Below are 23,078 nucleotides of genomic sequence, written 5' to 3' on the forward strand. Positions count from 1 at the left end.
GCGGCTTGCGCCGCCGCTGCGCGCTCAACGCAAACCACGGCGGCCTGCTGTAGGAGCGGCGCGAGCCGCGACCGCGAACCCGCCCGCCGCCGCGCAACCATCCGCAGCCCATGCGCGCGGACGGCGCGCCGCACCCCGCGACCGCCGCGTGCCCGCCTGCCGCGCACCCGCCCACCATCCACCGCTGAACCCGCGCTGCGCACCGAACCGCCGCGGCCGCAGACCGCCAACGCGCGAACGCCGCGGCCCGCCAGCGCGGCTTACACTGCCCGACTCGCGTCGCAACCGCGGCGCGCCCCGGATTTTCAGGATTCCGCCATGCGCCTTTCGCCTGTCCTCGCCCTGCTGACCGCCGCCGCGTTGGCGGCCGCGCTCGCCGCCTGCGGCGGCAAGGACGCCGCAGCCGGCGGCGACGGCACGGTCGCGGGCGATCCGGCCTCGCTGCCGGTACCCGAAGGCGGCGGCCGCGGCGGCATCACCGGCATGCCCGACGCCGGCCAGCCCGGCCCGGCCGGCGCCCCGGCCGCGGCGCCGCAGCTGGACGAGAACGGTAATCCGTTGCCGCCGGCCGATCCGGCCGCGCTCCCGGCCGATCCCGACGCCGTCGCCGCCAACGATCCGGCCCTGCCGGTGCCGGCCGGCGCCGATCCCGCCAACGCAGACGCCGCTTCGGCCAGTCAGCCGGCCGCCGACGGCGCCGCGACCGCCGCCGAACCCACGCCCGAAGACGCCGTCGCCGTGGTCCGCGATTACTACGCCGCGATCAACAGCCGCAACTACGGCCGCGCCTACGCGCTGTGGTCCGACGGCGGCCGCGCCAGCGGCCAGGACGCGCAGCAGTTCGCCAACGGCTTCGCCAATACCGCCGGCGTGAGCGTGGAACTGGCGCCGCCGGGCCGCATCGACGCGGGCGCCGGCCAGCGCCACATCGAAGTGCCGGTCTCGATCACCGCCACCCAGCGCGACGGCAGCCAGCGCCGCTACGTCGGCGGCTACACCCTGCGCCGCGCCGTGGTCGACGGCGCCAGCGCCGAACAACGCGCCTGGCGCATCGCCAGCGCCGACATCCGCGAGCTCAAGCCGTGAGCGCGACGCGCGCCGCCGCCGCGCTCGCGTGCGCTCTGGCCTTGGCCGGGTGCCAGCGCGAAGCCGCCGCGCCGGCGCCGAAGACGCCCGCGCCGGCCGCCGCACCCGCATCCGCATCCGCATCCGCAGCGACGATCGCAGCGGGCGACGCACCCCAGCAGCCCGCACTCGCACCGGTCAGCGACTACGTGCTGCCCGGCGCGCTCGCGCCCGATCTGGGCGTCGAACAACTGCGCCAGTTGTTCGGCGCCGACAACGTCGCCATCGACGAGCGCCTGCCCGGCGCCGAGGGCGAGGAATTCCGCGGCGTGCGCCTGTTCGACGGCGACCCGACCCGGCGCGCGCGGGTCTATTTCCAGGACAGCGAGAAACTGCGCGGCCTGTCGATCGTCGTCGTCGACGAACCGCGCAGCCGCTGGCGCCTGGACAACGGCTTGAAGATGGGCCAGACGCTGAGCGAACTGACGCGCCTCAACGGCAAGCCGCTGCGCTTCTTCGGCCTGGACTGGGATTACGGCGGCGTCGTTTCCGACTGGAACGGCGGCGCGCTCGCGCCCAGGGACGGCGATCCGGTGCGGCGCAACGCGCGCCTGGGCCTGGCCGAGGACGCGCCGACGCAGGCGCAGGTGCCGGCCGGCGATGGCGAGTTCTCCAGCGACGACAAGCGCTATCCCGAACAAGGCCGGCTGTTGCGGGTCGGCGAGCTGAGCGTGTCGTTCCCTGGCGAGGACGATCTTTGACGCCGCGGTCGCGCGCATGAGCGCCGCGCCGCGGATCGTGCTCGACAGCAACGTCTGCCTGGACCTGTTCGCGTTCGCCGATCCGGCGGTGGCGCCGCTGCTGCAGGCGCTGCGCAGCGGCGCGGTGGCCGCGGTCACCGACGCGCCCTGCCGCGAGGAATGGCAGCGCATCCTCGACTATCCCCAGCTCGCGCTGGACCCGGCGGCGCGCGCGCGCTGCCTGCGCGAGTACGACGAAGTGCTGCGCCCGTTCGCGCACGACGGCGCGGGCGAAACCAAGCTGCCGCGCTGCGCCGATCCGGACGATCAGAAATTCCTGGAACTGGCCCATGCGGCCGGCGCGCGCTGGCTGCTCAGCCGCGACCACGCCCTGGTGGTGCTGGGGCGGCGGACCGCGCGGGCGGGCTGGTTCGAGATCATGACGCCACGGACCTGGGTGGCGTTGGAGGCGTGGCGTTCGCCTGCGGGTTGATCGCGATCTGGGACAAAAGCGTCGGGCCTGAAGGCCCTCCCACAACAGCCGGCTGCGGCTGAAGGCGCTGGCTTCTGTGGCAGGGCCTTCAGATCCGATATGACCTGCTTTTGTGGGAGGGCCTTCAGGCCCGATGCTTTCGTCTCAGATCGCCGCGCCCCCCGAACCCGCATGCCATACTCGCCGCATGCAAGGCGTGCCCGACCGCTTCGACGCCACCTCCGACGCCGCCCAGTTCCGGCAGGTCGCGCATCGCCCCGGGGTCGAGCTTTACCGCGCCCACATCGTCCGCCACTCCTTCGACCCGCACACCCACGAAGCCTACGGCCTGGGCGCGATCGAATCGGGCGTGGAGCGCTTCCGCTACCGCGGCAGCGATCACCTCGCCCCGCCCGATTCGCTGGTGCTGATGAATCCGGACGTGCTCCACACCGGCCACGCGGTCACCGCCGAGGGCTGGCGCTACCGGATGATCTATGTCGAGCCCGAGGCCGCCGCGCAGATCACCGGCGACGAAGGCTGGTGGTTCGACGACGCGGTGCGCCACGATCCGGCGCGCGCGCGCCGGGTCACCGCACGCCTGGATGCGCTGTGGCATGCGCGCGAACCGCTGGCGTTCGACAGCCAACTGCACGCCCTGCTCGACGAATTCCGCGATCACGCGCGGATGCCGCGGCGGGCGCGGCCGGAGGCGCCCAAGCGCTTCGCCCCGGTGCTGGACTACCTGCGCGCGCAGTTGGCCGAACGCGTGACGTTGGAAGAACTGGCCGCGGTCGCCGACCTGAGTCCGTTCCACTTCCTGCGCCAGTTCCGCGCGCAGTACCACGTCACTCCGCAGCAGATGCTGATGGCGCTGCGCCTGTACGAGGCCAAGCGCCTGCTGGCCGCGGGCCTGCCGCCGGTGCGCATCGCCGCGGAGACCGGGTTGACCGACCAGGCCCACTTCACCCGCGCGTTCCAGCGACGCTACGGCATCACACCTGCACGCTACCAAAAGCAACTCCGCGGCTGATCCGACAGCCCTCGTGCAGGAGCGGTGCGAGCCGCGACCGCGGGCTTGCACGATTTCGCCGTAAGCGGGGTGTCGCGGTCGCGGCTCGCGCCGCTCCTACAGGCGATACCGGCGCCCGACCGCAATCTGGTACAAGACGCCGCCGCGGCCGCCGCGCGATCCTGCGGCCATGCTGCTAGGAACTCTCTACGCCCTGCTCGCCGGCCTGATCTGGGGCCTGGTCTTCGTCGGCCCGCTGTTGCTGCCCGAATACCCGGCCGCGCTGCAGTCGGTCGGCCGCTACCTCGCCTTCGGCCTGATCGCGCTGCCGCTGGCCTGGCTCGACCGCAAGGCGCTGCGCCAGCTCGGCCGCGCCGACTGGATCGAAGCGCTGAAGCTGTCGCTGATCGGCAACCTGCTCTATTACCTGTGCCTGGCCAGCGCGATCCAGCGCGCCGGCGGACCGCTGCCGACCATGATCATCGGCACCTTGCCGGTGATCATCGCGATCAGCGCCAACCTGCGCAACGCGCGCCGCGACGGCCGCCTGCCGTGGGCGCGGCTGGCGCCGTCGCTGTTGCTGATCGCGCTCGGCATCGCTTGCGTCAACCGCGCCGAACTGCGCGAGCTGCAGTCGCAGTCGCACGCCGACCTCGGCCGCTACGCGGTCGGCGGCCTGCTCGCCTTCGGCGCGGTGATCTGCTGGACCTGGTATCCGCTGCGCAACGCCGACTGGCTGCGCGCGCACCCCGACCGCAGCCCGCGCAGCTGGGCCACCGCGCAAGGCGTGGCGACGCTGCCGCTCGCGCTGGCCGGCTACATCGCGCTGTGGCTGTACATGAGCGCGACCCACTCGCCGTTCCCGATGCCGTTCGGTCCGCGCGCCGGCTACTTCGTCGCGCTGATGGTCGCCATCGGCCTGCTCGCTTCGTGGGTCGGCACGCTGTGCTGGAACGAGGCCAGCCAGCGCTTGCCGACCGCGCTGGCCGGACAGCTGATCGTGTTCGAAACGCTGTTCGCGCTGACCTATGCCTTCATGCTGCGCGGGCAGTGGCCGCCCGCGCTGACCTTGGCCGGAATCGGGCTGCTGGTGGCCGGGGTGTTGTGGGCGTTGCGGATCAAGCCGGTGCCGCCGGAGGTCGCGGTGGAGAGCGCGGCTTGAGTGGGTGCGGCGATCTGGAACGAGAGCATCGGGCCTGAAGGCCCTCCCACGACAAACGAACGTTGTGGCTGAAGGCCTCTCTACAACAATCGGGCATCGGGCCTGAAGCTCTCCCGCAAAAGCGCTGCGCGGCGCGCTCATCAAGAGAGCTTGACGCGGTATCGCGGCGCGGCCGGCCATGCTTGCCAGCGCGGCATTTTGCCGCATCTGCGCGCACGGACGCGGCACTAGGCTGGCCGACATTTTCCCGCGGCCAGGGCCTCGCATGCGCATCGTCACGCTTTCGCCCGTCTTGCTGTCGCTGGCCTTCGCCGGCGCCGCCCACGCGCAGTCGGCCGCCACGGAAGCGATCACGCTCGACCGCTTGCGCGTGCACGGCCAGCGCCCGGCCACGGTCGCCGCGCCGGCGCAGGCGCGCGAGCGCCTCGCGCAGCGCGCCGGCGCGACCGCCTGGGTCGACGGCGAGTCCTATCGCGGCGGCCGCGTGAGCACGCTGACCGACGCGCTCGGCTACGCGCCCGGCGTATTCGTGCAGCCGCGCTTCGGCGCCGAGGAAGCGCGCTTGTCGATCCGCGGCTCGGGCTTGCAGCGCACGTTCCACGGCCGCGGCCTGGAACTGTTGCAGGACGGCAGCCCGCTCAACCTCGCCGACGGCGGTTTCGATTTCCAGGCGGTGGAGCCGCTGAGCGCGCGCTACATCGAGGTCTACCGCGGCGCCAACGCGCTGGAATACGGCGCGGCCACGCTCGGCGGCGCGATCGATTTCGTCTCCCCGACCGGCTACGACGCCGCGCCGCTGCGCGCGCGCATCGAAAGCGGCGCGTTCGGCTATCGCCGCGGCCAGCTCGCCGTCGCCGGCGCCGCCGGCGCCGCCGACGGCTACGCCAGCCTCAGCGGCTTGCGCCAAGACGGCTTTCGCGATCACGCCGAACAGGAAAATTACCGGCTGTTCGCCAACGCCGGTTATCGCTTCGACGACGCCCTCGACGGGCGGCTCTACTTCACTCACGTCGATACCCGTTCGGCCTTGCCCGGCAACCTCACCCTGGCCGAATCGCGGCGCGATCCGCGCCTGGCCGCCCCGGGCAACCTGGCGCTGGATCAGCGCCGCGATTATCGCCTCGACCGCCTTTCCGGCCGCCTGGCGTGGTCGCCTTCGGCCGCGGGCACGCTGACGCTGTCGGCGTACTACGCCGACAAATCGCTGCACCATCCGATCTTCCAGGTGCTGCGCCAAGACAGCCGCGACTACGGCCTGGACCTGCGCTGGCGCGGCCACTACCAGGGACTCGGCCTGCGCCACGATCTGATCGCCGGCGTCGCCTTCGCCCAAGGCGAGATCGACGACCGGCGCTGGTTCAACCTCGCCGGCCGCGCCGGCGCGCCGAGCAACCGCTTCGACCAGCGCGCGCGCAACGCCAAGCTCTACCTGGAGAACCAGAGCTGGCTGTCGCCGCGCTGGGCGGTTTCGCTCGGCGCGCAGGCACTGCGCTCGCAGCGACTCTCGCACGATCGGTTGATCCTCGGCGGCCGCGACGAGAGCTTCGACAAGGACTACGGCGGCGTCAGTCCCAAGCTCGGCCTGCGCTACCTCGCCGGCGACGGCGTGCAGTGGTACGCCAACCTCAGTCGCAGCCTGGAACCGCCGAGTTTCGGCGAACTCAGCGGCGGACCCGGGGTGACGCCGGTGGACAAGCAGCGCGCCGACAGCGGCGAGTTCGGCCTGCGCCTGCAGCGCGAAACCCTGTCGCTGGACTTCGCCGTGTATCGCGCGCGGATCCGCGGCGAACTGCTCGCGCTCAACGACGGCCAAGGCAATCCGCTCGGCACCGTCAACGCCGGCCGTACCCTGCACCAAGGCGTCGAATTCGGCCTGGGCTGGCGCTTCGCCCGCGCCTGGACGCTGTCGGCCAACTACCTTTACAACGACTTCCGCTTCGACCGCGACCGCGTCTACGGCGACAACGATCTCGCCGGCGCGCCGCCGCAACAACTGCGCGCGCAGCTGCGCTGGTCGCCGGACGAACGTTTCTATCTCGAACCGAACATCGAGTGGACGCCGCAGGACTACTACATCGACCACGCCAACACGTTCAAGGCGCCGGGCTACAGCGTCGCCGGCCTGCGCGTGGGCGGGCGCATCGGCGCGCAGTGGAACTGGTTCGCCGATGCGCGCAATCTCGCCGGGCGTAAGTGGATCGCCAGCACCAACGCCATCGCCGACGCGCGCGGGCAGGACGGGCGCAACGTCCTGCCGGGCGACGGGCGCGCGGTGTATGTCGGGCTGGAGTGGTCGGGCGACCGGATCGGCGCACGCGGCGACTGATGCCGCCGACGGCGGCGCGCGGCGGCCGTGCGGCCGCCGCGCGCTCGCGCTCAGTTCCAGCAGCTGCTGGGCTGGTCGATCACGGTGATCCAGAAGCGCGTGGTCGCGTCGATGTTGCCGTAGGCCTGCCAGCCCCAACCGCCGTCTCCGTCGTGATGGCTGGCCATGCGGTAGCCGGGGCCGAATTCGGCGCGGCAGAACGCATCGGCTTCGCCGCGCGACTTGAACGAATCGCCGCGTACCGCGCGGCTCAACGCGATGTTGCCCTTGGCCCAGCCGTTGTAGAAGTCGGTCGGCACCGGCGAGGGCGCGCCGTCCTGGTTCAGGCACAGCACCGGCAGGCGCGCCGAACACACGGTGTCGCCCTGGTAGGCGTCGCATTCGGGGGAAAAGCAGGCGACGCGATCCACGCCGTTGGCGTGGCCGGCCTTGCGCCAGGTCACGCCCTTGCCGCCGGCGGCGACGGCGGAAAACGCGATCAGGCTCAGCGCCAGGGTGCAGGCGGCGATGCGGATGGCACGAACGTCCATGGACTTGCTCCTTGTCGGATTCAGGCGGAGGGACGCGGTCGCCCGCGTGCGCGCACCGCCCGGACCGCGGCGGCGCGCGCGTGCGGAAACCCGCGCCGGCACGCGCAGGCAGCGGTGCCGGCGCGAACGTCTATCACCGCCGCCCGCGCCGAACCGGTACTGCTAAGCCCTTTGCGCGCTGCGTTCGCGAACCCAGGCGCTCGATCACAAGCCGCGCGCGATGCGCGAGCCGGAACCCCGACGCGGGCCAGGCCGGCTCAAAGCCGACGCGGTCATCGCCTGCGCGCGACGGCGGTCAAATCTCGAACCGGTACGACAGCTTCACCAGCAACTGCTCGCTGTCGCGCAAGCCGAACGCGTCGCCGAACTCGCTGCCGACGTCGCGGCGGCGCGCGCCTTCCTCGTACATTTCGCCGCCGCGCACGTAGGCGATGTACAGGTACGACAGCGGCGCCAGCTCGTAGCGGTAGCGCACCTGGAAGGCGAGGTTGCGCAGGCTGAAGTCCGGCACCGCTTCCTCGACCCGCAACGGCCGGCCGGCGGCGTCGACGCGATACACCTGGCGCTGGCGCGCGTCGATGCCGATGGTCTCCAAGCGCACGCGCAGTTCCTGTTTCTCGTCGATGAACCACTGCATCCCGCCGTTGAGGCTGAGAATGTCAGCGCGGAAATCGGCGATGCGGTTGTCGCCGCGCCACAGCAGCCAGGCCGGATCGTGGCTGTATTCGACGCCGGCGAACAGCAGCATGCGGTCGCTGACCTGATAGTTCGGCTCCAGGTACACGGTGGCCCGGCCCTGGTCGAGATCGCCCAGCCCTTCGGCCTTGTAATAGGCCTCGGTGTACAGCGACCACGGGCTGTCGCCCTGGCGCGGGCGCAGGCGTTCGTAGCTCAGGAAGGCCTTGGCCGGCATCCGCACCGTGCCGTGGCCGCGGGTGAGCAGGTCGTCGTGGCCGCCGCTCCACAGCGAGGCCTCGACGAACTCGGTGCCGCCGTCGCGCATGTTGCTCTGGCGGTTGACGGCCACCGCATCGGCGATGCGCACGCCGTCGTCGCTGTAGCGGCGCGAACCGGCGAAGTGCCAGTCCTGGCTGGCGTAGGCCGAATCGGCCGGCAGGTCGGTCTTGCGCTTGGCCAAGTCGTAGCGCAGGTAGTTGAAGTTGTTGCGCTCCAGGTAACCGAAGTCGTTGAGCATCAGCTCGCGCCCCAGGTGCAGGCCGTACAGCTGCTGGCGCCAGCCGCCGCCCATGTCGTAGTCCACGCGCAGCTGCGCGCCGCTGTCGCGCCGGTTGCGCCCTTGCTGCTGCACGTCGGAAGCCACCACGGTGCCGCGCAGCGACCACTGCGCGTTCGGCGCCCAGCGCTGGTCGAACTCGTAGACGTTGGCGACGCGGTCCTGGAACGGCCGCTCCACTCGCGTGGCCATCGCGCCCAGGCCGAAACGTTCGAAATCGCGGGTGACGCGGGCGGCATAGAAATCGCGGCCGGCCGCGTCGCCTTCGCTGGCGGCGAACACGCCGTAGTTGAGTCCGCCGGCGCTGCCGTTGAGCTTGATCGCCGCGGTCACGTCGCCCGAACCGTTGCCGTCGTCGGCCTTGGCGCCGACGCGGCGGGTGTAGATCAGCCGGCTGTTGTTGTTGTACGAACCGAACGGCACGTCGAAGAAGCCCTGGTTCTCGGTGAAGAACGGGCGCTTGTCGCTGAAGAAGCTCTCGGTGGCGCTGAAGTTGACGGTCAGCTCGTCGCTCTCGACCTGGCCGAAATCCGGATTGACGGTGGCGCTGAGCTGGAACGCGCCGCTGGGTTTCCAGAACAGGTCGAAACCGCCGTCGACGTCGCTGGCGTGGCCGACCGCGTCGCCGATGGCCACCGCATACGGCGTGATCGCCAACAGCGATTGCCGGTAGGCCGGCACCTCGACGCGGTTGAACGCGCTCAGGTAACGCGCCTCGGTGTAGTGCACCGCCGGCCACGACAGGCGCTCGCCGCTGGAGGCGACGACGCGGTCGAGCTGGATGCCGAGCGTGCGCATGCCGCCGGCGCCGCCGCGCATCGGCGCGATGTGCCAGGGGATCAGCATCTCGGCCGACCAGCCCTGCTCGTCTTCGCCGGTGGCGTGCAGCCAGTGGCCGTCCCAGTCGTTGTTGAAGCGGTTCTCGTTGGTGACGGTGGCGTCGGTGATGCTGTTGGCCAGGGTCACGGTGAAGTTGTAGCCGGTGCGGCCGTCGCCGTCGAAGTCGACGTAGAGATTGACCCGGTCGACGGTGCCGTCGCCGTCGCGCTGGGTGTGCTGGCGCATGCGCGGCACCCCGGCCGGCTGGGTGTTGCGGAAGGCCACGGCCAGGCCGCGCTCGGTCGCCATCAGCCAGGCCTGGGTCGGCAGCCGGCCCGGCTCGCGCGAGAGCGGCTGGGTGTGGCGGAAGTCGTCGATGCGCTGGGCCTGGGCCCACTCCTGCGGATCGATGCGCCCGTCGATCTCCACGGCCCGCGCGCACGGCGCGAGCGAGACGGCGGCGCCGGCGGCGGCCAGTGCGGCGATGGTGCAACGATGGCGCATGGCGCGCTCCCCGGGACTGCGTGGACCGTCGCGGGCGAGCCGGGCCGCGCGCGGATCGCGGCGAACGGCACCGCGACGGCGCGCAGACTAGCGGTGCGGCGGCTTTGCGCTAACTGGCGTAAGTCATGGCAACCCTCGGCGTTCGCGGCGCATCGGAGCCGTTGGGACCGCAGTTCAGGCAGCCGCATGGCGGTCGGGTGACAAGGATCAGCCGACGCAAGCCGCGGAGTTATTCCTGTAGGAGTGGCGCGAGCCGCGACCGCGGGGCATCGGACTCGCGCCGTCGGCGTGAACGAGCGCGGTCGCGGCTTGCGCCGCTCCTACAGAGGGAGTGGCGCCGGCGCGGCCGCGCGGAGCGGCACCGACGCGCTCAGGGCGCGGTCGCGTCGTGCGCCACGAACGCCGATTCGCCCTGCGGCAGCTGCAGCCAGTCCGGATGGCTCAGCGCGCGGGCGATGTCGCCCTGCCCCGACAGCCAGTGCTCGCGCATCGCCACCCGGCCGAACTGGTAATCCTTGAAGTGGCCGATCTTGGCGCGGTCGCGGTAGATCAGGTGGATCACGCTGTAGCGGCGGTCGCAGGCCAATTCGGCCGCGTGCTGGGCCCAGGGATTGCTGGCGCGCACGTCCTCGGGGATCTCTTCCAGCAGCTCGCGCAGCAGCCGGCGGTAGTGCTGGAACACGCGCTGGGTGTCGGTGATCAGGCGGGTGCGGCTGGAATACTGGATTTCCTTCTGCCGCTCGGCCACGTCGAGCAGGTTCTGCGGCGGCTCGCCGCGCGCGTTCCACAGGTCGACCTGGAACACCAGGGTGTCGCGGCGCGGGCTGGCGGTAAGCACCTGCGACAGCGGCGTGTTCGAGACCAGACCGCCGTCCCAGTAGAACTCGCCGTCGATCTCGATCGCCGGGAACGCCGGCGGCAGCGCGCCGGAAGCGAGGATGTGGCGCGCGTCCAGGCGCATCTGGGTGTTGTCGAAATACTCCAGATTGCCGGTGCGCACGTTGACCGCGCCGACGCTGACGCGGATGCCGCCGTCGTTGAGCCGGTCGAAGTCGACCAGCCGATCGAGCGTGGCGATCATCGGCGAGGTGTCGTAGAAGCTCGCCGCGGCCGGGCCGGGCTGGCCGCCGGCCCACAGCGACGGGTCGGCGCCGAGCCAGGCGCGCGGCTGGTAAAAACCGCGCTGGCCTTCGATCAACGCGCGCCAGGCCTCCCAGGTGTCGAGCCAGGCGCGGGTGTCGGCGTCGATGCCGTCGAAGCGCGCTTCCTGGCCGAACGTGGTCGCGGGAAAAATGTTCGGGCGCGAGATCGTGTCCCAGAACTCGCGCAGCGCGGCCATGCGCTTGTCCGGCGGGTTGCCGGCGATGATCGCGGTGTTGAACGCGCCAATGGAGATGCCGGCGATCCAGTTGGGCGCGATCCCGGCTTCGAACAGGCCTTGGTAAACGCCGGCCTGATACGCACCGAGCGCGCCGCCGCCTTGCAGGACCAGGGCGATGTTCTCGGGCAGGGCCGGCGCGGCGTCGTGCACGCGCTGCGCCGATTCGCGCGCGGCGCGCTCGGTGGCTTCGGCGCGGCGCGCCTGGCGCGGCGTCGCCGGCGCCGGCCCGGCCTCGCGGCGCGCGCGGGCCGGCGGTGCGCTGGCGCGCGCGGCGGCGCCCGGCTCGCGCTTCGGCGGTTCCTTGCGCGGCGGAGTCTTGGACGGCGGGTCGCGCTTGGCCGGCGTCGCCGGCTTCGGGTCGCGCTTGGCCGGCGCGGCCGGCTTGGGATCGCGCCCGGCCGACGCGGCCGGCCGGGGATTGCGCTTGGCCGCCGCGCGCGAAGCGCCGGCGGCGGTCTTGCGGGAACGCGGAGCGGGCATCGCGGCCTCCGAGGGTGGTTGCCGTGTCGGGGCCGCCCGTTCGCGGCGGCCATGGCGCGAGGGCCTTCAGGCCCGATGCCTGTGTTCCCATTCCAGCCATCGGATCGGGAGGCACCGGGCCTGAAGGCCCTGCACGCAACGGTTTACTGCATGTACCAGCCGTGGCTGACCACGAAGCTCTGCCCGGTCAGCGCCGCGCTCGGGAACTCGGCCAGGAAGCGCACCGTCTGGGCCACGTCCTGCACGGTGGTGAACACGCCGTCGACGGTGTTGCCGAGCATGACCTTCTTGATCACCTCATCCTCGCTGATGCCCAGCTCCTTGGCCTGCTCGGGAATCTGCTTGTCCACCAGCGGAGTGCGCACGAAGCCGGGGCAGACCACGTGGCTGCGCACGTTGTGCTTGGCGCCTTCCTTGGCCAGCACCCGCGACAGCCCCAGCAGGCCGTGCTTGGCGGTGACGTAGGCCGACTTCAGCGGCGAGGCCTCGTGCGAATGCACCGAGCCCATGTAGATCACCACGCCGCCCTTGTCGCCCTTGTACATGTGCGGCAACGCGGCCTTGGTGGTCAGGAAGGCGCCGTCGAGATGGATGGCGAGCATCTTCTTCCAGTCGGCGAAGGCGTAGTTCTCGATCGGATTGACGATCTGGATGCCGGCGTTGGAGACCAGGATGTCGATGCCGCCGAGCTGCGCGACCACCCGCTCGATGCCGGCGTTGACCGCGGCCTCGTCGGTGACGTCCATGGCCACGCCGATGGCGCGGCCGCCGGCGGCGACGATCTCGTCGGCCACCGCCTGCGCGCCGGCCTGGTTGAGGTCGGCGATGGCGATGGCGGCGCCGGCGCGGGACAGCTCGAACGCGATTTCCTTGCCGATGCCGCTCGCGGCACCGGTGACGACGGCGACTTTGCCTTGGATCGAACTCATGGGAACCCAACTCCTGGACGATGCGGAAGACGATGCGGAAACAGCGCGCCGCGACGGCGGACCGGCGGCCATTGTCGCCGCGCCGCGTTATCGCGGCGTGGCGGCGGCTGCATCGCAGTGTCCCGCCGCGCGAGGGCTACGGGAATCGGACCTTCGTCCGCGGGGGAAGTTGCGCGGGGAGTTTGCGCAATCGGCCGGTCCGGGCGCGGCCGGACGCTTCATATGTAGGAGCGGCGCAAGCCGCGACCGCGAAAACGAATCGCCGGCGAAAGCACGCCTCTCATGATCTACCCGGCCTGCGTCCGGCCGGAACGTAACGGGGCCTGCGGCCAGCGCGCAAGCCCCATCGGCGCGGTCGCGGCTCGCGCCGCTCCTACACGGAGCGGGCGCCGCCTCGCCGCGATCGGTCAGTCCTTGTTCTTACCTTTCTTGTCCTTCTTTTTCTTCTTGTCCTTCTTCTTGTCCTTGTCCTTCTTCTTTTTCTTCTTGTCCTTCTTCGGCTGCAGCATCGTCCCGGTGCAGTCCGGCGAGCCGCAGCGGCACTCCCAGATCTTCTTCAGTTCCTTGGTGTGCTTCTCGGCCAGGGTGATGCCGTAGTTGTAGGACAGTTCCTCGCCCGGGGCGATGTCGCGGATCGCCTCGATGAACACCTGGTCCAGGCGGCGGTCGTCGCCCTCGTCCTCGTTCAGCACGGCCTCGCAATTGGGCGAGCAGCTGTGATTGATCCAGCGCGCGGTGTTGCCCTCGTAGTTGGCGTCGATCACGTACTCGTCGTTGAGGGTGAACAGGAAGGTGTGGCCGGAGTCGGCGTCGCCGGTGTCGCCGGCGTCGGCTTCCTCGTGGGTGCGGCGGCGGCCCTTGTACTCGATGACGCGTTCGCCCTTGGCGATCGGGGCGACGGCGAATACACCGTTGCCGTGGATGGCTGAACGACGGGCGGCGATCTTGCGCGGCATGACGATTCCCAAAATGACGAACCGGCATTCTCGCCTGCCGGAGGCGTCCGCCGCTATCGCCGGGGTCGCCTTTTCCGCCTCGTCCGCGCGAGGGCCCGCGGCTCGGCCCGGCGCCGGCATGGGGCCCGGCGGCGGCGCCCAGGCCGCTGAATCGCGCAAATCCCCCGGCTGGCTCCCGGCGGAATAAAACCGTACAATTTCGGTACGAATTAACGCCCGCCCTCACCAGCCCGCCCTCAGCGCCCCCACGCCGATGCTCCGCGTCACCAAGCTCACCGACTACGCCACGGTCGTCCTGACCGTCCTGGCGGCCCAGCACGACCGCGTCCTCAGCGCGGCCGAACTGGCCGAACGGGCGGGCCTGGAAGCGCCGACGGTCAGCAAAGTGCTCAAACCGCTGGCCCAGGCCGGCCTGGTCGAGGGCTTCCGCGGCGCCAACGGCGGCTACCGGCTGGCCCGCCCGGCCGACGAGATCGGCCTGATCGAGATCGTCGAGGCGATGGAAGGCCCGCTCGGCATGACCGAATGCAGCCTGCACGAAGGCCAATGCGGCCTGGAAAGCCAGTGCGGCGTGCGCGCCAACTGGCGCCGGATCAACGACGTCGTGGTCGAAGCCCTCAGCAACGTGACCCTCGCGCAGATGCTCGCTCCTTCTTTTCCAACCGAAACAGTCGCCACCGCCAAGCGCATCGACCTGCGCCTGGCCGGCGCATAGACAGTAGGCAGCCGCCATGGCCACCGACATCAAGACCGCCCCCGCACCGGCGGGCGACATCGCTAATCGTCCGCTTCAGAACGAAGCGATCCATGAGCAATTGGGCCGCCGCTACGAAGCCGGCTTCGTCACCGACATCGAATCCGACAGCCTGCCGCCGGGCCTGGACGAGGACACGGTGCGCGCGCTGTCGGCCAAGAAGAACGAGCCGCAGTGGATGACCGACTGGCGCCTGGCCGCCTACCGCCATTGGCTGACCATGCCGATGCCGCACTGGGCCAAGCTCAACATCGCCCCGATCGACTTCCAGGCGCTTAGCTACTACAGCGCGCCGAAGGCCAAGTACAACTCGCTCGACGAAGTGCCGCAGGAGCTGCTCGACACCTACGACAAGCTCGGCGTGCCGCTGCACGAGCGCGCGCGCCTGGCCGGCGTGGCGGTCGACGCGGTGTTCGACTCGGTCTCCGTCGGCACCACCTTCCGCAAGGAACTGGCCGAGAAGGGCATCATCTTCTGCTCGATGTCCGAGGCGATCCGCGAACATCCCGAACTCGTGCAGAAGTACCTCGGCAGCGTCGTGCCGGTCGGCGACAACTACTTCGCCGCGCTCAACTCGGCGGTGTTCTCCGACGGCAGCTTCGTGTTCATCCCCAAGGGCGTGCGCTGCCCGATGGAGCTGAGCACCTACTTCCGCATCAACGCCGGCCACACCGGCCAGTTCGAGCGCACCTTGATCGTGTGCGAGGACCAGGCCTACGTGTCGTACCTGGAAGGCTGCACCGCGCCGATGCGCGACGAGAACCAGCTGCACGCCGCGGTGGTCGAGCTGGTCGCGCTGGAAGACGCGCAGATCAAGTACTCCACGGTGCAGAACTGGTACCCCGGCGACGAGGAAGGCCGCGGCGGCATCTACAACTTCGTGACCAAGCGCGGCGAATGCCGCGGCGCGCGCAGCAAGATCAGCTGGACCCAGGTCGAGACCGGCTCGGCGATCACCTGGAAATACCCCTCGTGCGTGCTGCTGGGCGACGATTCGGTCGGCGAGTTCTACTCGGTCGCGCTGACCCACCACCGCCAGCAGGCCGACACCGGCACCAAGATGATCCACGTCGGCAAGCGCACCAAGAGCAAGATCGTCAGCAAGGGCATCAGCGCCGGCCGCGGCCAGAACACCTACCGCGGCCTGGTGAAGGTGGAGAAGAACGCCGCCGGCGCGCGCAACCACACCCAGTGCGACAGCCTGCTGATCGGCAAGAAGTGCGGCGCCCACACCTTCCCCTACATCGAGGTCAAGCACCCCGACGCCACCGTCGAGCACGAGGCCACCACCTCCAAGATCAGCGAAGACCAGCTGTTCTACTGCCGCTCGCGCGGCATCGGCGAGGAAGACGCGGTGTCGATGATCGTCGACGGCTTCTGCAAGAGCGTGTTCCGCGAACTGCCGATGGAGTTCGCGGTCGAGGCCAAGAAGCTGTTGGAAGTGAGCCTGGAGGGCTCGGTCGGATGACCACCGGTGTCGTCCGCACCCTGCGTTTCGTCGCGCCGGAAGAGCGCGACGCCGGGACCGTGCGCTATTGGCGCTCGCGCCCGCCGGAAGAGCGGCTGCAGGAGACGTTGAACCTGCATCGGGAAGGAAACGAGCTGTTCAAGGGCGGCAATCCGCCTTTCGCCTATGTGATCGAGTTGCGCGATGTCTCGGTTGCCTGACGACTGGCGCGACTTTCTCGCTGCCCTTGGCGCCAACCGCGTCGACTACATGCTGGTCGGCGGCATCGCACTCGGCGTACATGGGCACGTGCGCTACACCCGTGACATGGACGTCTGGTTTCGCGGCACCGAGGACAACGCGCGCCGGCTGATCGCCGCGCTGCGCGACTTCGGCTTCGCGGACCTCCAGGCCGACCCCGCCGCGTTCTGCAAACCGCGCGCGATGCTGGTCCTGGGGATGGAGCCGAACAAGATCGAGCTGATCAACTTCGCCGATGGCGTGGACTTCGACGAGTGCTTCCCGAACCGGATCGTCGTGCCGCTCGCAGGCACCAGCGTCTCGGTGATCGGAATCGACGATCTGCGCAAGAACAAGAAGGCCGTGGGCCGCCTGCAAGACCTGGCGGACCTGGAACGGCTTGACGACTGAATCAACCAAGAATCCCGCCATGCTCAAGATCGAAAACCTCCACGTCTCCGTCGCCGGCAAGGAAATCCTCAAGGGCCTGACCCTGGAGCTGATCCCCGGCCAGGTGCACGCCATCATGGGCCCCAACGGCGCCGGCAAGTCCACGCTCGGCAACGTGCTGGCCGGGCGCGAGGGCTATGAGGTCACCGCCGGCAGCGTTGAGTTCGACGGCCGCGACCTGCTCGCGCTGGAGCCGGAAGAACGCGCCGCCGCCGGCGTGTTCCTGGCCTTCCAGTACCCGGTCGAGATCCCGGGCGTGAACAACACCTATTTCCTGCGCGCTGCGCTCAACGCCCAGCGCAAGGCGCGCGGCGAGGCCGAACTCGACTCGATGCAGTTCCTCAAGCTGGTGCGCGAGAAGCTCGCCGTACTGCATCTAAAGGACGAACTGCTGCACCGCGGCGTCAACGAAGGCTTCAGCGGCGGCGAGAAGAAGCGCAACGAGATCTTCCAGCTGGCCCTGCTCGAACCGCGCCTGGCGATCCTGGACGAAACCGACTCGGGCCTGGACATCGACGCGCTCAAGGCCGTGGCCGACGGCGTCAACGCGCTGCGCTCGCCCGAACGCGCGTTCCTGGTCATCACCCACTACCAGCGCCTGCTCGACTACATCAAGCCCGACGTGGTCCATGTGCTCGCCGACGGCCGCATCGTCGAGACCGGCGGCGCCGAACTGGCGCTGGAGCTGGAAGCGCACGGCTACGCCTGGCTCAAGGACCGGGTCGCGCCGCAAAGCGCGGCCTGACGGCGCGAGCACAGGAGACCACCCGATGAGCGCCCTGCTCGACGCTTTCGCTTCCGCCTTCGACGCGCTGCCCGCGCGCGAATCCGCCGGCCTCGGCCAGACCCGCCGCGCCGCGCTCGACGCCGCGTTGCGCGACGGCCTGCCCGGTCCGCGCACCGAAGCCTGGAAGTACACCCCGTTGCGTTCGCTGGAACGCCGCGCCTTCGCCGCCGCCGATGCCGCGCCCGCCGCGTTCGACGCCGCCGCGGTCGCCGGCATCCCGGCGCCGCGCATCGTCTTCCACAACGGCCGCTTCGATGCCGGCCACAGCGACCTGTCCGGCCTGCCGGCGGGCGTGAGCCTGCAGCCGCTGTCGCAGGTACTGGCCGGCGACGATGCGCGCGAAGCCAACTTCCTCGCCCGCCGCTTCGAGCGCGCCGACGAAGTCTTCGCCCGCCTCAACGCCGCGCTCGCCGACGAAGGCGCGGTGCTGCGCGTGGACGCCGGCGTGCGCGCCGACACCGCCGTGCATCTGGTGTTCGTCGCCAGCCCGAGCGAAGGCGATCGCGCCTGGCACCTGCGCCACCTGATCGAACTGCGCGAGGGCGCCCGCCTGACCGTGGTCGAGCACCACCTGGCCAGCGACAGCCACAACCACCTCGGCAACAGCCTGACCCACGTCCACCTCGCTCCCGACGCGCAGCTCGCGCATGCGCGGGTGCAGGACGAGGCGCTCGGCGCGACCGTCATCGCCCGCACCGACGCGGTGCTGGCGCGCGCCGCGCAGTACCGCCGCCTCGATCTGGAACTGGGCGCCGCGCTGAGCCGGCACGAACTCAACGCCGCCCTGCACGGCGAGGGCGCGCACGTGCACGCCAACGGCGTGCTGCTGGCCACCGGCCGCCGCCATCTCGATACCCGCCTGGGCATCGACCACGTCGGCCGCGATACCCAGTGCGAGCTGGTCTGGCGCGGCCTCGGCGCCGGTCGCTCGCGCGCCGCGTTCCACGGCGGCATCCTGATCCGCGAAGGCGCCGACGGCAGCAACGCCGCTCTGTCGAACAAGAACCTGCTGCTCAGCGAGGGCGCCGAGATCGACACCCAGCCGGTGCTGGAGATCCACGCCGACGAAGTGCAGGCCGCGCACGGCGCCACCGTCGGCCAGATCGACGCCAACGCCCTGTTCTACCTGCGCTCGCGCGGCGTGCCGGCCGAGGCCGCGCGCGCCCTGTTGACCGCCGCGTTCTGCCGCGAGACCGTCTCGGTGCTCGAGGACGAGAGCGTGCGCGCGATGCTGGAAGTGCGGCTGAATCTGGCGCTGGAGCGCTTGCAACCGGCTTGAAGCGAGGAGTGAGCGAAGAGGAGCGAGGAGTGAGAAAGAGCTCTTCGCCGCTTCCGCTCACTCCTCGCTCCTCTCCGCTCACTTCTCGCTTATCGGGAAAACGATGACCGTCGCAGCCCCCACTCCCGCCGCCATCGACTGGACCGCCGTGCGCGCCGACTTCCCGGTGCTCACCCGCGAAGTCCACGGCAAGCCGCTGATCTATTTCGATTCGGCCAACACCGGGCAGAAGCCCAACGCGGTCATCGAGACCGTCGACGACTTCTATCGCCGCCACAACGCCAACGTCAGCCGCGCCGTGCACACGCTCGGCACCGAGGCGACCGAAGCCTACGAGGGCGCCCGGGCCAAGCTGGCGCGTTTCCTCAACGTGCGCAGCGACGAGTTGGTGCTGTGCAGCGGCACCACCTTCGCGATCAACCTGGTCGCCTATTCCTGGGCGCTGCCGCGGCTCAAGCCCGGCGACGCGATCGTGCTCACGCGCATGGAGCACCACGCCAACATCGTGCCGTGGCAGTTGGTGGCGCAGCGCACCGGCGCGACGATCAAGGTCGCCGAACTCGACGAACTCGGCCGTCTCGATCTCGCCCAGTTGTATTCGCTGCTGACGCCGGAAGTGAAGCTGCTGGCGCTGACCCATGTGTCCAACGTGCTCGGCACCGTCAACCCGGTGCGCGAGATCTGCCGCGAGGCGCGCAAGCGCGGCATCGCGACCTTGGTCGACGGCTCGCAGGCCGCGCCGCATCGCGCGCTCGACATCGCCGCGATCGGCTGCGACTTCTACGCCCTCACCGGCCACAAGATGAGCGGCCCCACCGGCACCGGCGCGCTGTGGGCGCGGCGCGAGCATCTCGACGCGATGCCGCCGTTCATCGGCGGCGGCGAGATGATCAAGGAAGTGCGCTTCGACGGCACGGTGTTCGCCGACGGCCCACGCCGCTTCGAGGCCGGCACGCCGAACATCGCCGGTTTCGCCGGGCTCGGCGCCGCGGTCGACTACCTCGGCGCGCTGGGCATGGACAACATCGAGGCGCGCGAGCAGGCCTTGCTGGAACGCTTCACCGCCGCGCTCGGCGAGGTCCCCGGCCTACGCATCTTCGGCACCGCGCCGGACAAGGCCGCGGTGGTGAGCTTCCTGGTCGAAGGCGCGCACGCCCACGACCTGGCCACCCTGCTCGACCTGGAAGGCGTGGCGATCCGCTCCGGCCACCACTGCGCGCATCCGCTGATGCAGCATTTCGGGGTGCCGGCCACCTGCCGCGCCTCGCTGGCCTACTACAATACCTTCGAAGAAATCGACGCTTTCGTCGCCGCCCTCAACAAGGTCCGCACGCTACTCGCATGAGCCTCGACGCACTGACCTTCCGCCCCGCGACCCTGGCCGACACCGACGCGGTCGTGGCCCTGGTCGAATCGGCCTACCGCGGCGACTCCGGCCGCCGCGGCTGGACCACCGAATCGGATCTGCTCGACGGCCGCCGCACCGGCGCCGACGAAATCCACGCGGTGCTGGCCAAGCCCCAGAACATGATCCTGCTGGCCGAACTCGACGACGGCAGCGGCCCGCGGCTGCTGGCCTGCGCGCACATCGCGATCGAGGACGGTGCCGGCTATTTCGGCATGTTCTCGGTCGACCCCGGCCTGCAGAACGGCGGCATCGGCAAGCGCGTGCTGGCCCAGGCCGAGCGCGTCGTGCGCGAGCAATGGCAGACGCCGACGATGCGCATGACCGTGATCAACGTGCGCGAGGAACTGATCCAGTACTACGTGCGCCGCGGCTATCTGCGCACCGGCCGGTTCAAGCCGTTCCCCTACGGCGACGCGCGGTTCGGGCTGCCCAAGCGCGACGACCTGAGTTTCGAGGTGCTGGAAAAGTCGCTGTGAATTTTGGGGGACCCGGGACCGGGGACCAGGGACCCGCAGAAGCTCGCCGCGCCTTACCGCATACCCTACCTTCGGGTCCCCGGTCCCTAGTCCCGCACTGACCGAAAGGAAGCCAAGACATGAGCGACTGGGTCTTCGTCTGCGCCACCTCGCAACTGCTGCCGGGCGAATCCACTGTCGCCTGGGACGGCGACACCGCGATCTTCGTGTGCAACTACGACGGCGATTACTACGCGCTGGAAGACCGCTGCTCGCACGAGGACTTCGAACTGTCCTCGGGCACCTTCGACGGCGAGGAAGCCAGCATCGAGTGCGTGCTGCACGGCGCGCGCTTCGACGTGCGCGACGGCCGGCCGCTGTGCGCGCCGGCGTACGAGCCGGTGGCGAAGTTCCCGGTCAAGGTCGAGGACGGCGGGGTGTGGACGCGCGACGACCGCGGGTGAGGCGGCTGCGCGGCCGGTGGAAAACTGCGCCCTCGCGGCGCCGGCCCGACGCATTATCCGCAAGGGCGGTTCGGGCCCGTAGTTCGTTACCGCGCCGGTCCCTTAGGTGCCGGATCGTCTTGCGTCGGCGCGGGCTGCGTTCGCTCGCCGCCCTGCGCTTGGGCGTGTTGTTGCGCCAACGTGGATTGAATCTGCAGCGAGGCCTGCGCCAGGCTGGTCGCGCTGTCCTGCGCCGCGGGCAGCAAAGCCAGCTTCGCCGCCGGGTTGCCCAGTTCGCCCTGAACCGCGATCAGGCCGCTGCGGTCGTTGTTGAAGACGGCGAAATCGATTCGGTCCAGCCGCTCGTTCTGACCGCCTTGCGGCCGCTGCGCGCCGGCAAGGCTGGCGTAGGCCAGGTTGGCGGCGGCCTGCTGCAAGCGATCGCCCGAGAGCGCGCCGGCCGGGATGTTCGGCGAACGCTCGATCGCGGCCATCGCTTGCTGGAAGCGTTCGTGGCCGGGATGGGCGCGGTCGGTGATGGCGGGTGTTTCGGCAGGCAAAGGCGTCGGCGGGCGCGGTTCGGACTGAGCGGGTTGCGTCGATGGGGTTTGCCCGGAGGCGGGCGCGCCTTGTTGCTGCGTCTGCGTACGCGGCGCCGGGCCGATATTGAACTCGGCGAAACTGCCGTCGCGGACCAGTCGATTGAGATTGACCGTGATCTCCGGGTTGTCCGCACTCCAGCCTGCTCCAATATTCTGGTTGCCTTCTTTTGCGCGCTCGTTGTGGCCGTAGGGGTTGCGCAGCGTCACTCGCGCTTCGTTGGTCTGCGGATCGCGCGATACGCCGACCACCATATAGGCGTGGCTTTCCTCAAGGCCATCGCGAACATCCCGTCCCTGTGTCGCCATCGACACAGGTCGATTGGTCGCCAGCGCTTGCTCTACTTCAGCGTAAACCGCATCCAGCTCCAACTTGGCCCCCTGCAAAGGCGCCCGGTACGGCGGCGGCTCGGAAGGTTTGACATGGTCGGGGCCGGTGGGCCGCATCGGTGGGGCGTCGGGATTCCGGATCTGCAGGCTGCGGCCCGACTCGCCAGTTAAGGCATAGATGCCGTCGCCCAGACCGCCGCCGCCTGTCGGATCGCCGATAGTGCGGTAGCCTCGGCTCAGATTGACTTGTCCCTGCGCATCGCGGCCATACAGTTCGGCGAAACCGGCTTCGATCACGGTCGGCCACAAAGGACCATCGCCTTCGCGATTGTTGTCGGCCGTGCCGCCGCCCTTCTCGCTGATGTTCCTTCGAATATCCTCTTGCGACACGACGACTGATTCCCGGATCGGCTCGCTCTGTCCTCGATCACGCTCTTGCGCGTTCGGCGGACGGTACAGCGTTACCGTGAACTCGCCGGCCGCAATATTGAAGCGGATGGCATCATGAATGCGATCTGGTTGCTGCTCGCCGAGCGCGCCCATCGGCGCGAGCAAATAGCAGTTGTAGAGATCGTTCTGCCGAATGTCGACAGCACGAGGACGACCATCGACTCCATATAGGTCTGCTGCTGTGTACTCCCGTTTCTCCCTGGCCATACCTAACTTCCCGTTGCTGAGATGTGTAAGTCAATCTTTCGCCGCGAGTTCAAGTTCCAGATAGCCAACCATACGGCGCTCATCCGTACCAGGCAAAAAATCGCGGGTCAATACAAAAATTACGTAGCGTGGCGCGCCATTGCCGAATGTCCACAGAAGAAAGCGGTAATTATCATCGTCAAACCAACCACTGATCCGCACCCCGCCGCCCAGCTTCTGGGTGACAAATTGATGTGCTTTGGAACCGATCGCGGCACCGTCGGTAGACCCAGGCGCGGTCAACACGAAACGCTGATCTATCACCCGGTACTCGTGCTTCAGATACTGCTCGACCCATCGCACCATCTCTGCCTTGGCTCGCCGCTGTTCGTTCGCCGGCGACACGCGGTCGAGCGGCTCGGGCGTCGCCCACTCCTGCATGTCCTTGAGCGTGCTGTTCGTTGGCTCGATGGTTTTGCAGCTCGCCAACGCGCAGCACGCCAGGACGAGCAAGACAGCGAGGGGGCGGAATTTCACGGCGAAGCTCCTTTTGCCAGATGCGGTCAGTTTAGACCGGGACGGTCTTTGGCGTGCATACCTTCTGGATCAAATGTTCGGTTCAAATTCGACCTGGCAAGTG

23 protein-coding genes and 2 pseudogenes are annotated in these 23,078 nt (G+C 69.6%); 17 read left to right on the forward strand and 8 right to left on the reverse strand.

Annotated features, from left to right (window positions below; genetic code table 11):
- The first annotated feature begins 318 nt into the window (after positions 1-318).
- The 6 genes and pseudogenes from RDV84_RS00410 to RDV84_RS27245 all read left to right on the forward strand — a co-directional run.
- Positions 319-1,086, forward strand: coding sequence for a hypothetical protein (locus RDV84_RS00410; protein ID WP_309152125.1), 768 nt, complete (start codon positions 319-321; stop codon positions 1,084-1,086).
- On the forward strand, positions 1,083-1,826 hold the full coding sequence (locus RDV84_RS00415) for a hypothetical protein (RefSeq protein ID WP_309152126.1): 744 nt from the start codon (positions 1,083-1,085) through the stop codon (positions 1,824-1,826). The genes RDV84_RS00410 and RDV84_RS00415 overlap by 4 nt, the downstream gene beginning before the upstream one ends.
- A gap of 16 nt (positions 1,827-1,842) precedes the next feature.
- Positions 1,843-2,298 carry a PIN domain-containing protein gene (locus RDV84_RS00420; RefSeq protein WP_309152127.1) on the forward strand — a complete coding sequence of 152 codons (456 nt, stop codon included), beginning with the start codon at positions 1,843-1,845 and terminating at the stop codon, positions 2,296-2,298.
- Positions 2,277-2,360: a DUF6053 domain-containing protein gene (locus RDV84_RS25545; protein ID WP_425606338.1), complete on the forward strand. Its 84-nt coding sequence runs from the start codon at positions 2,277-2,279 to the stop codon at positions 2,358-2,360. The genes RDV84_RS00420 and RDV84_RS25545 overlap by 22 nt, the downstream gene beginning before the upstream one ends.
- Before the next feature lie 125 nt (positions 2,361-2,485).
- The gene (locus RDV84_RS00425) at positions 2,486-3,310 is read left to right on the forward strand and encodes an AraC family transcriptional regulator (protein ID WP_309152128.1); all 825 of its coding nucleotides are present in this window, start codon (positions 2,486-2,488) and stop codon (positions 3,308-3,310) included.
- Positions 3,311-3,479: 169 nt separating this feature from the next.
- A pseudogene (locus RDV84_RS27245) lies at positions 3,480-3,800 on the forward strand (EamA family transporter); the annotation flags it as partial.
- Between the two features lie 515 nt (positions 3,801-4,315).
- Here RDV84_RS27245 and RDV84_RS27250 read toward each other — a convergent pair.
- On the reverse strand, positions 4,316-4,480 hold the full coding sequence (locus RDV84_RS27250) for a hypothetical protein (RefSeq protein WP_486624508.1): 165 nt from the start codon (positions 4,478-4,480) through the stop codon (positions 4,316-4,318).
- On the opposite strand from RDV84_RS27250, the gene RDV84_RS25550 reads away from it, so the two are divergent.
- Positions 4,452-4,523: a DUF6053 domain-containing protein gene (locus tag RDV84_RS25550; RefSeq protein ID WP_425606337.1), complete on the forward strand. Its 72-nt coding sequence runs from the start codon at positions 4,452-4,454 to the stop codon at positions 4,521-4,523. The genes RDV84_RS27250 and RDV84_RS25550 overlap by 29 nt on opposite strands.
- A gap of 193 nt (positions 4,524-4,716) precedes the next feature.
- Positions 4,717-6,777: a TonB-dependent receptor family protein gene (locus tag RDV84_RS00435; RefSeq protein ID WP_309152129.1), complete on the forward strand. Its 2,061-nt coding sequence runs from the start codon at positions 4,717-4,719 to the stop codon at positions 6,775-6,777.
- Between the two features lie 50 nt (positions 6,778-6,827).
- Here the strand turns inward: RDV84_RS00435 and RDV84_RS00440 are convergent, their stop codons facing one another.
- The 5 genes and pseudogenes from RDV84_RS00440 to RDV84_RS00460 all read right to left on the reverse strand — a co-directional run.
- Positions 6,828-7,307 (reverse strand): hypothetical protein, encoded by a 480-nt coding sequence (locus tag RDV84_RS00440; protein ID WP_057946642.1) that lies wholly within the window; start codon positions 7,305-7,307, stop codon positions 6,828-6,830.
- A gap of 295 nt (positions 7,308-7,602) precedes the next feature.
- Complete coding sequence (locus RDV84_RS00445) at positions 7,603-9,864, reverse strand: DUF5916 domain-containing protein (protein WP_309152130.1); 2,262 nt, start codon at positions 9,862-9,864, stop codon at positions 7,603-7,605.
- Between the two features lie 370 nt (positions 9,865-10,234).
- Entirely contained in the window at positions 10,235-11,725 is a 1,491-nt protein-coding gene (locus RDV84_RS00450; RefSeq protein WP_309152131.1) for a DUF3734 domain-containing protein, read from the reverse strand.
- Positions 11,726-11,868: 143 nt separating this feature from the next.
- On the reverse strand, positions 11,869-12,654 hold the full coding sequence (locus RDV84_RS00455) for a 3-hydroxybutyrate dehydrogenase (RefSeq protein ID WP_309152132.1): 786 nt from the start codon (positions 12,652-12,654) through the stop codon (positions 11,869-11,871).
- A 491-nt stretch (positions 12,655-13,145) separates the two neighbouring features.
- A pseudogene (locus RDV84_RS00460) lies at positions 13,146-13,610 on the reverse strand (SET domain-containing protein); the annotation flags it as partial.
- Positions 13,611-13,863: 253 nt separating this feature from the next.
- Here RDV84_RS00460 and RDV84_RS00465 point away from each other — a divergent pair.
- The 9 genes from RDV84_RS00465 to RDV84_RS00505 all read left to right on the forward strand — a co-directional run bounded on the left by RDV84_RS00465 (position 13,864) and on the right by RDV84_RS00505 (position 20,894).
- Positions 13,864-14,325: an SUF system Fe-S cluster assembly regulator gene (locus RDV84_RS00465; protein ID WP_057946639.1), complete on the forward strand. Its 462-nt coding sequence runs from the start codon at positions 13,864-13,866 to the stop codon at positions 14,323-14,325.
- 16 nt (positions 14,326-14,341) lie between these two features.
- A complete protein-coding gene (gene sufB, locus RDV84_RS00470; protein ID WP_309152133.1) occupies positions 14,342-15,832 on the forward strand; it encodes a Fe-S cluster assembly protein SufB in 1,491 nt (496 codons plus the stop codon).
- Positions 15,829-16,032, forward strand: a complete 204-nt coding sequence (locus RDV84_RS00475; protein WP_309152134.1) for a hypothetical protein — start codon at positions 15,829-15,831, stop codon at positions 16,030-16,032. The genes sufB and RDV84_RS00475 overlap by 4 nt, the downstream gene beginning before the upstream one ends.
- Positions 16,025-16,462, forward strand: a complete 438-nt coding sequence (locus tag RDV84_RS00480) for a hypothetical protein (RefSeq protein ID WP_309152135.1) — start codon at positions 16,025-16,027, stop codon at positions 16,460-16,462. The genes RDV84_RS00475 and RDV84_RS00480 overlap by 8 nt, the downstream gene beginning before the upstream one ends.
- A gap of 19 nt (positions 16,463-16,481) precedes the next feature.
- Positions 16,482-17,246, forward strand: a complete 765-nt coding sequence (sufC, locus tag RDV84_RS00485) for a Fe-S cluster assembly ATPase SufC (RefSeq protein WP_057946636.1) — start codon at positions 16,482-16,484, stop codon at positions 17,244-17,246.
- Between the two features lie 25 nt (positions 17,247-17,271).
- Positions 17,272-18,567: a Fe-S cluster assembly protein SufD gene (sufD, locus tag RDV84_RS00490; protein ID WP_309152136.1), complete on the forward strand. Its 1,296-nt coding sequence runs from the start codon at positions 17,272-17,274 to the stop codon at positions 18,565-18,567.
- A 103-nt stretch (positions 18,568-18,670) separates the two neighbouring features.
- Positions 18,671-19,912, forward strand: a complete 1,242-nt coding sequence (locus tag RDV84_RS00495) for a cysteine desulfurase (RefSeq protein WP_309152137.1) — start codon at positions 18,671-18,673, stop codon at positions 19,910-19,912.
- Complete coding sequence (locus RDV84_RS00500) at positions 19,909-20,451, forward strand: GNAT family N-acetyltransferase (protein WP_309152138.1); 543 nt, start codon at positions 19,909-19,911, stop codon at positions 20,449-20,451. The genes RDV84_RS00495 and RDV84_RS00500 overlap by 4 nt, the downstream gene beginning before the upstream one ends.
- Before the next feature lie 119 nt (positions 20,452-20,570).
- Positions 20,571-20,894, forward strand: coding sequence for a Rieske (2Fe-2S) protein (locus tag RDV84_RS00505; protein WP_057946632.1), 324 nt, complete (start codon positions 20,571-20,573; stop codon positions 20,892-20,894).
- Positions 20,895-20,980: 86 nt separating this feature from the next.
- On the opposite strand, the gene RDV84_RS00510 is transcribed toward RDV84_RS00505, so the two are convergent.
- Both RDV84_RS00510 and RDV84_RS00515 read right to left on the reverse strand, forming a co-directional pair.
- Entirely contained in the window at positions 20,981-22,459 is a 1,479-nt protein-coding gene (locus RDV84_RS00510; RefSeq protein ID WP_309152139.1) for an XVIPCD domain-containing protein, read from the reverse strand.
- Between the two features lie 30 nt (positions 22,460-22,489).
- A complete protein-coding gene (locus RDV84_RS00515; protein WP_309152140.1) occupies positions 22,490-22,975 on the reverse strand; it encodes a hypothetical protein in 486 nt (161 codons plus the stop codon).
- Between the last annotated feature and the right edge of the window lie 103 nt (positions 22,976-23,078).

The sequence above is a fragment of the Lysobacter yananisis genome, assembly GCF_031199375.1.
In the GTDB taxonomy this organism is placed as follows: domain Bacteria; phylum Pseudomonadota; class Gammaproteobacteria; order Xanthomonadales; family Xanthomonadaceae; genus Lysobacter; species Lysobacter yananisis.

Excerpts from the sequence above, each read along its gene's own strand:
- RDV84_RS00410 (WP_309152125.1), top strand. The coding sequence starts at position 319 with ATGCGCCTTTCGCCTGTCCTCGCCCTGCTGACCGCCGCCGCGTTGGCG.
- RDV84_RS00420 (WP_309152127.1), top strand. The coding sequence starts at position 1,843 with ATGAGCGCCGCGCCGCGGATCGTGCTCGACAGCAACGTCTGCCTGGAC.
- RDV84_RS00425 (WP_309152128.1), top strand. The coding sequence starts at position 2,486 with ATGCAAGGCGTGCCCGACCGCTTCGACGCCACCTCCGACGCCGCCCAG.
- RDV84_RS27250 (WP_486624508.1), bottom strand. The coding sequence starts at position 4,480 with ATGCTCTCGTTCCAGATCGCCGCACCCACTCAAGCCGCGCTCTCCACC.
- RDV84_RS00435 (WP_309152129.1), top strand. The coding sequence starts at position 4,717 with ATGCGCATCGTCACGCTTTCGCCCGTCTTGCTGTCGCTGGCCTTCGCC.
- RDV84_RS00440 (WP_057946642.1), bottom strand. The coding sequence starts at position 7,307 with ATGGACGTTCGTGCCATCCGCATCGCCGCCTGCACCCTGGCGCTGAGC.
- RDV84_RS00445 (WP_309152130.1), bottom strand. The coding sequence starts at position 9,864 with ATGCGCCATCGTTGCACCATCGCCGCACTGGCCGCCGCCGGCGCCGCC.
- RDV84_RS00450 (WP_309152131.1), bottom strand. The coding sequence starts at position 11,725 with ATGCCCGCTCCGCGTTCCCGCAAGACCGCCGCCGGCGCTTCGCGCGCG.
- RDV84_RS00455 (WP_309152132.1), bottom strand. The coding sequence starts at position 12,654 with ATGAGTTCGATCCAAGGCAAAGTCGCCGTCGTCACCGGTGCCGCGAGC.
- RDV84_RS00465 (WP_057946639.1), top strand. The coding sequence starts at position 13,864 with ATGCTCCGCGTCACCAAGCTCACCGACTACGCCACGGTCGTCCTGACC.
- sufB (WP_309152133.1), top strand. The coding sequence starts at position 14,342 with ATGGCCACCGACATCAAGACCGCCCCCGCACCGGCGGGCGACATCGCT.
- RDV84_RS00475 (WP_309152134.1), top strand. The coding sequence starts at position 15,829 with ATGACCACCGGTGTCGTCCGCACCCTGCGTTTCGTCGCGCCGGAAGAG.
- sufC (WP_057946636.1), top strand. The coding sequence starts at position 16,482 with ATGCTCAAGATCGAAAACCTCCACGTCTCCGTCGCCGGCAAGGAAATC.
- sufD (WP_309152136.1), top strand. The coding sequence starts at position 17,272 with ATGAGCGCCCTGCTCGACGCTTTCGCTTCCGCCTTCGACGCGCTGCCC.
- RDV84_RS00495 (WP_309152137.1), top strand. The coding sequence starts at position 18,671 with ATGACCGTCGCAGCCCCCACTCCCGCCGCCATCGACTGGACCGCCGTG.
- RDV84_RS00500 (WP_309152138.1), top strand. The coding sequence starts at position 19,909 with ATGAGCCTCGACGCACTGACCTTCCGCCCCGCGACCCTGGCCGACACC.
- RDV84_RS00505 (WP_057946632.1), top strand. The coding sequence starts at position 20,571 with ATGAGCGACTGGGTCTTCGTCTGCGCCACCTCGCAACTGCTGCCGGGC.
- RDV84_RS00510 (WP_309152139.1), bottom strand. The coding sequence starts at position 22,459 with ATGGCCAGGGAGAAACGGGAGTACACAGCAGCAGACCTATATGGAGTC.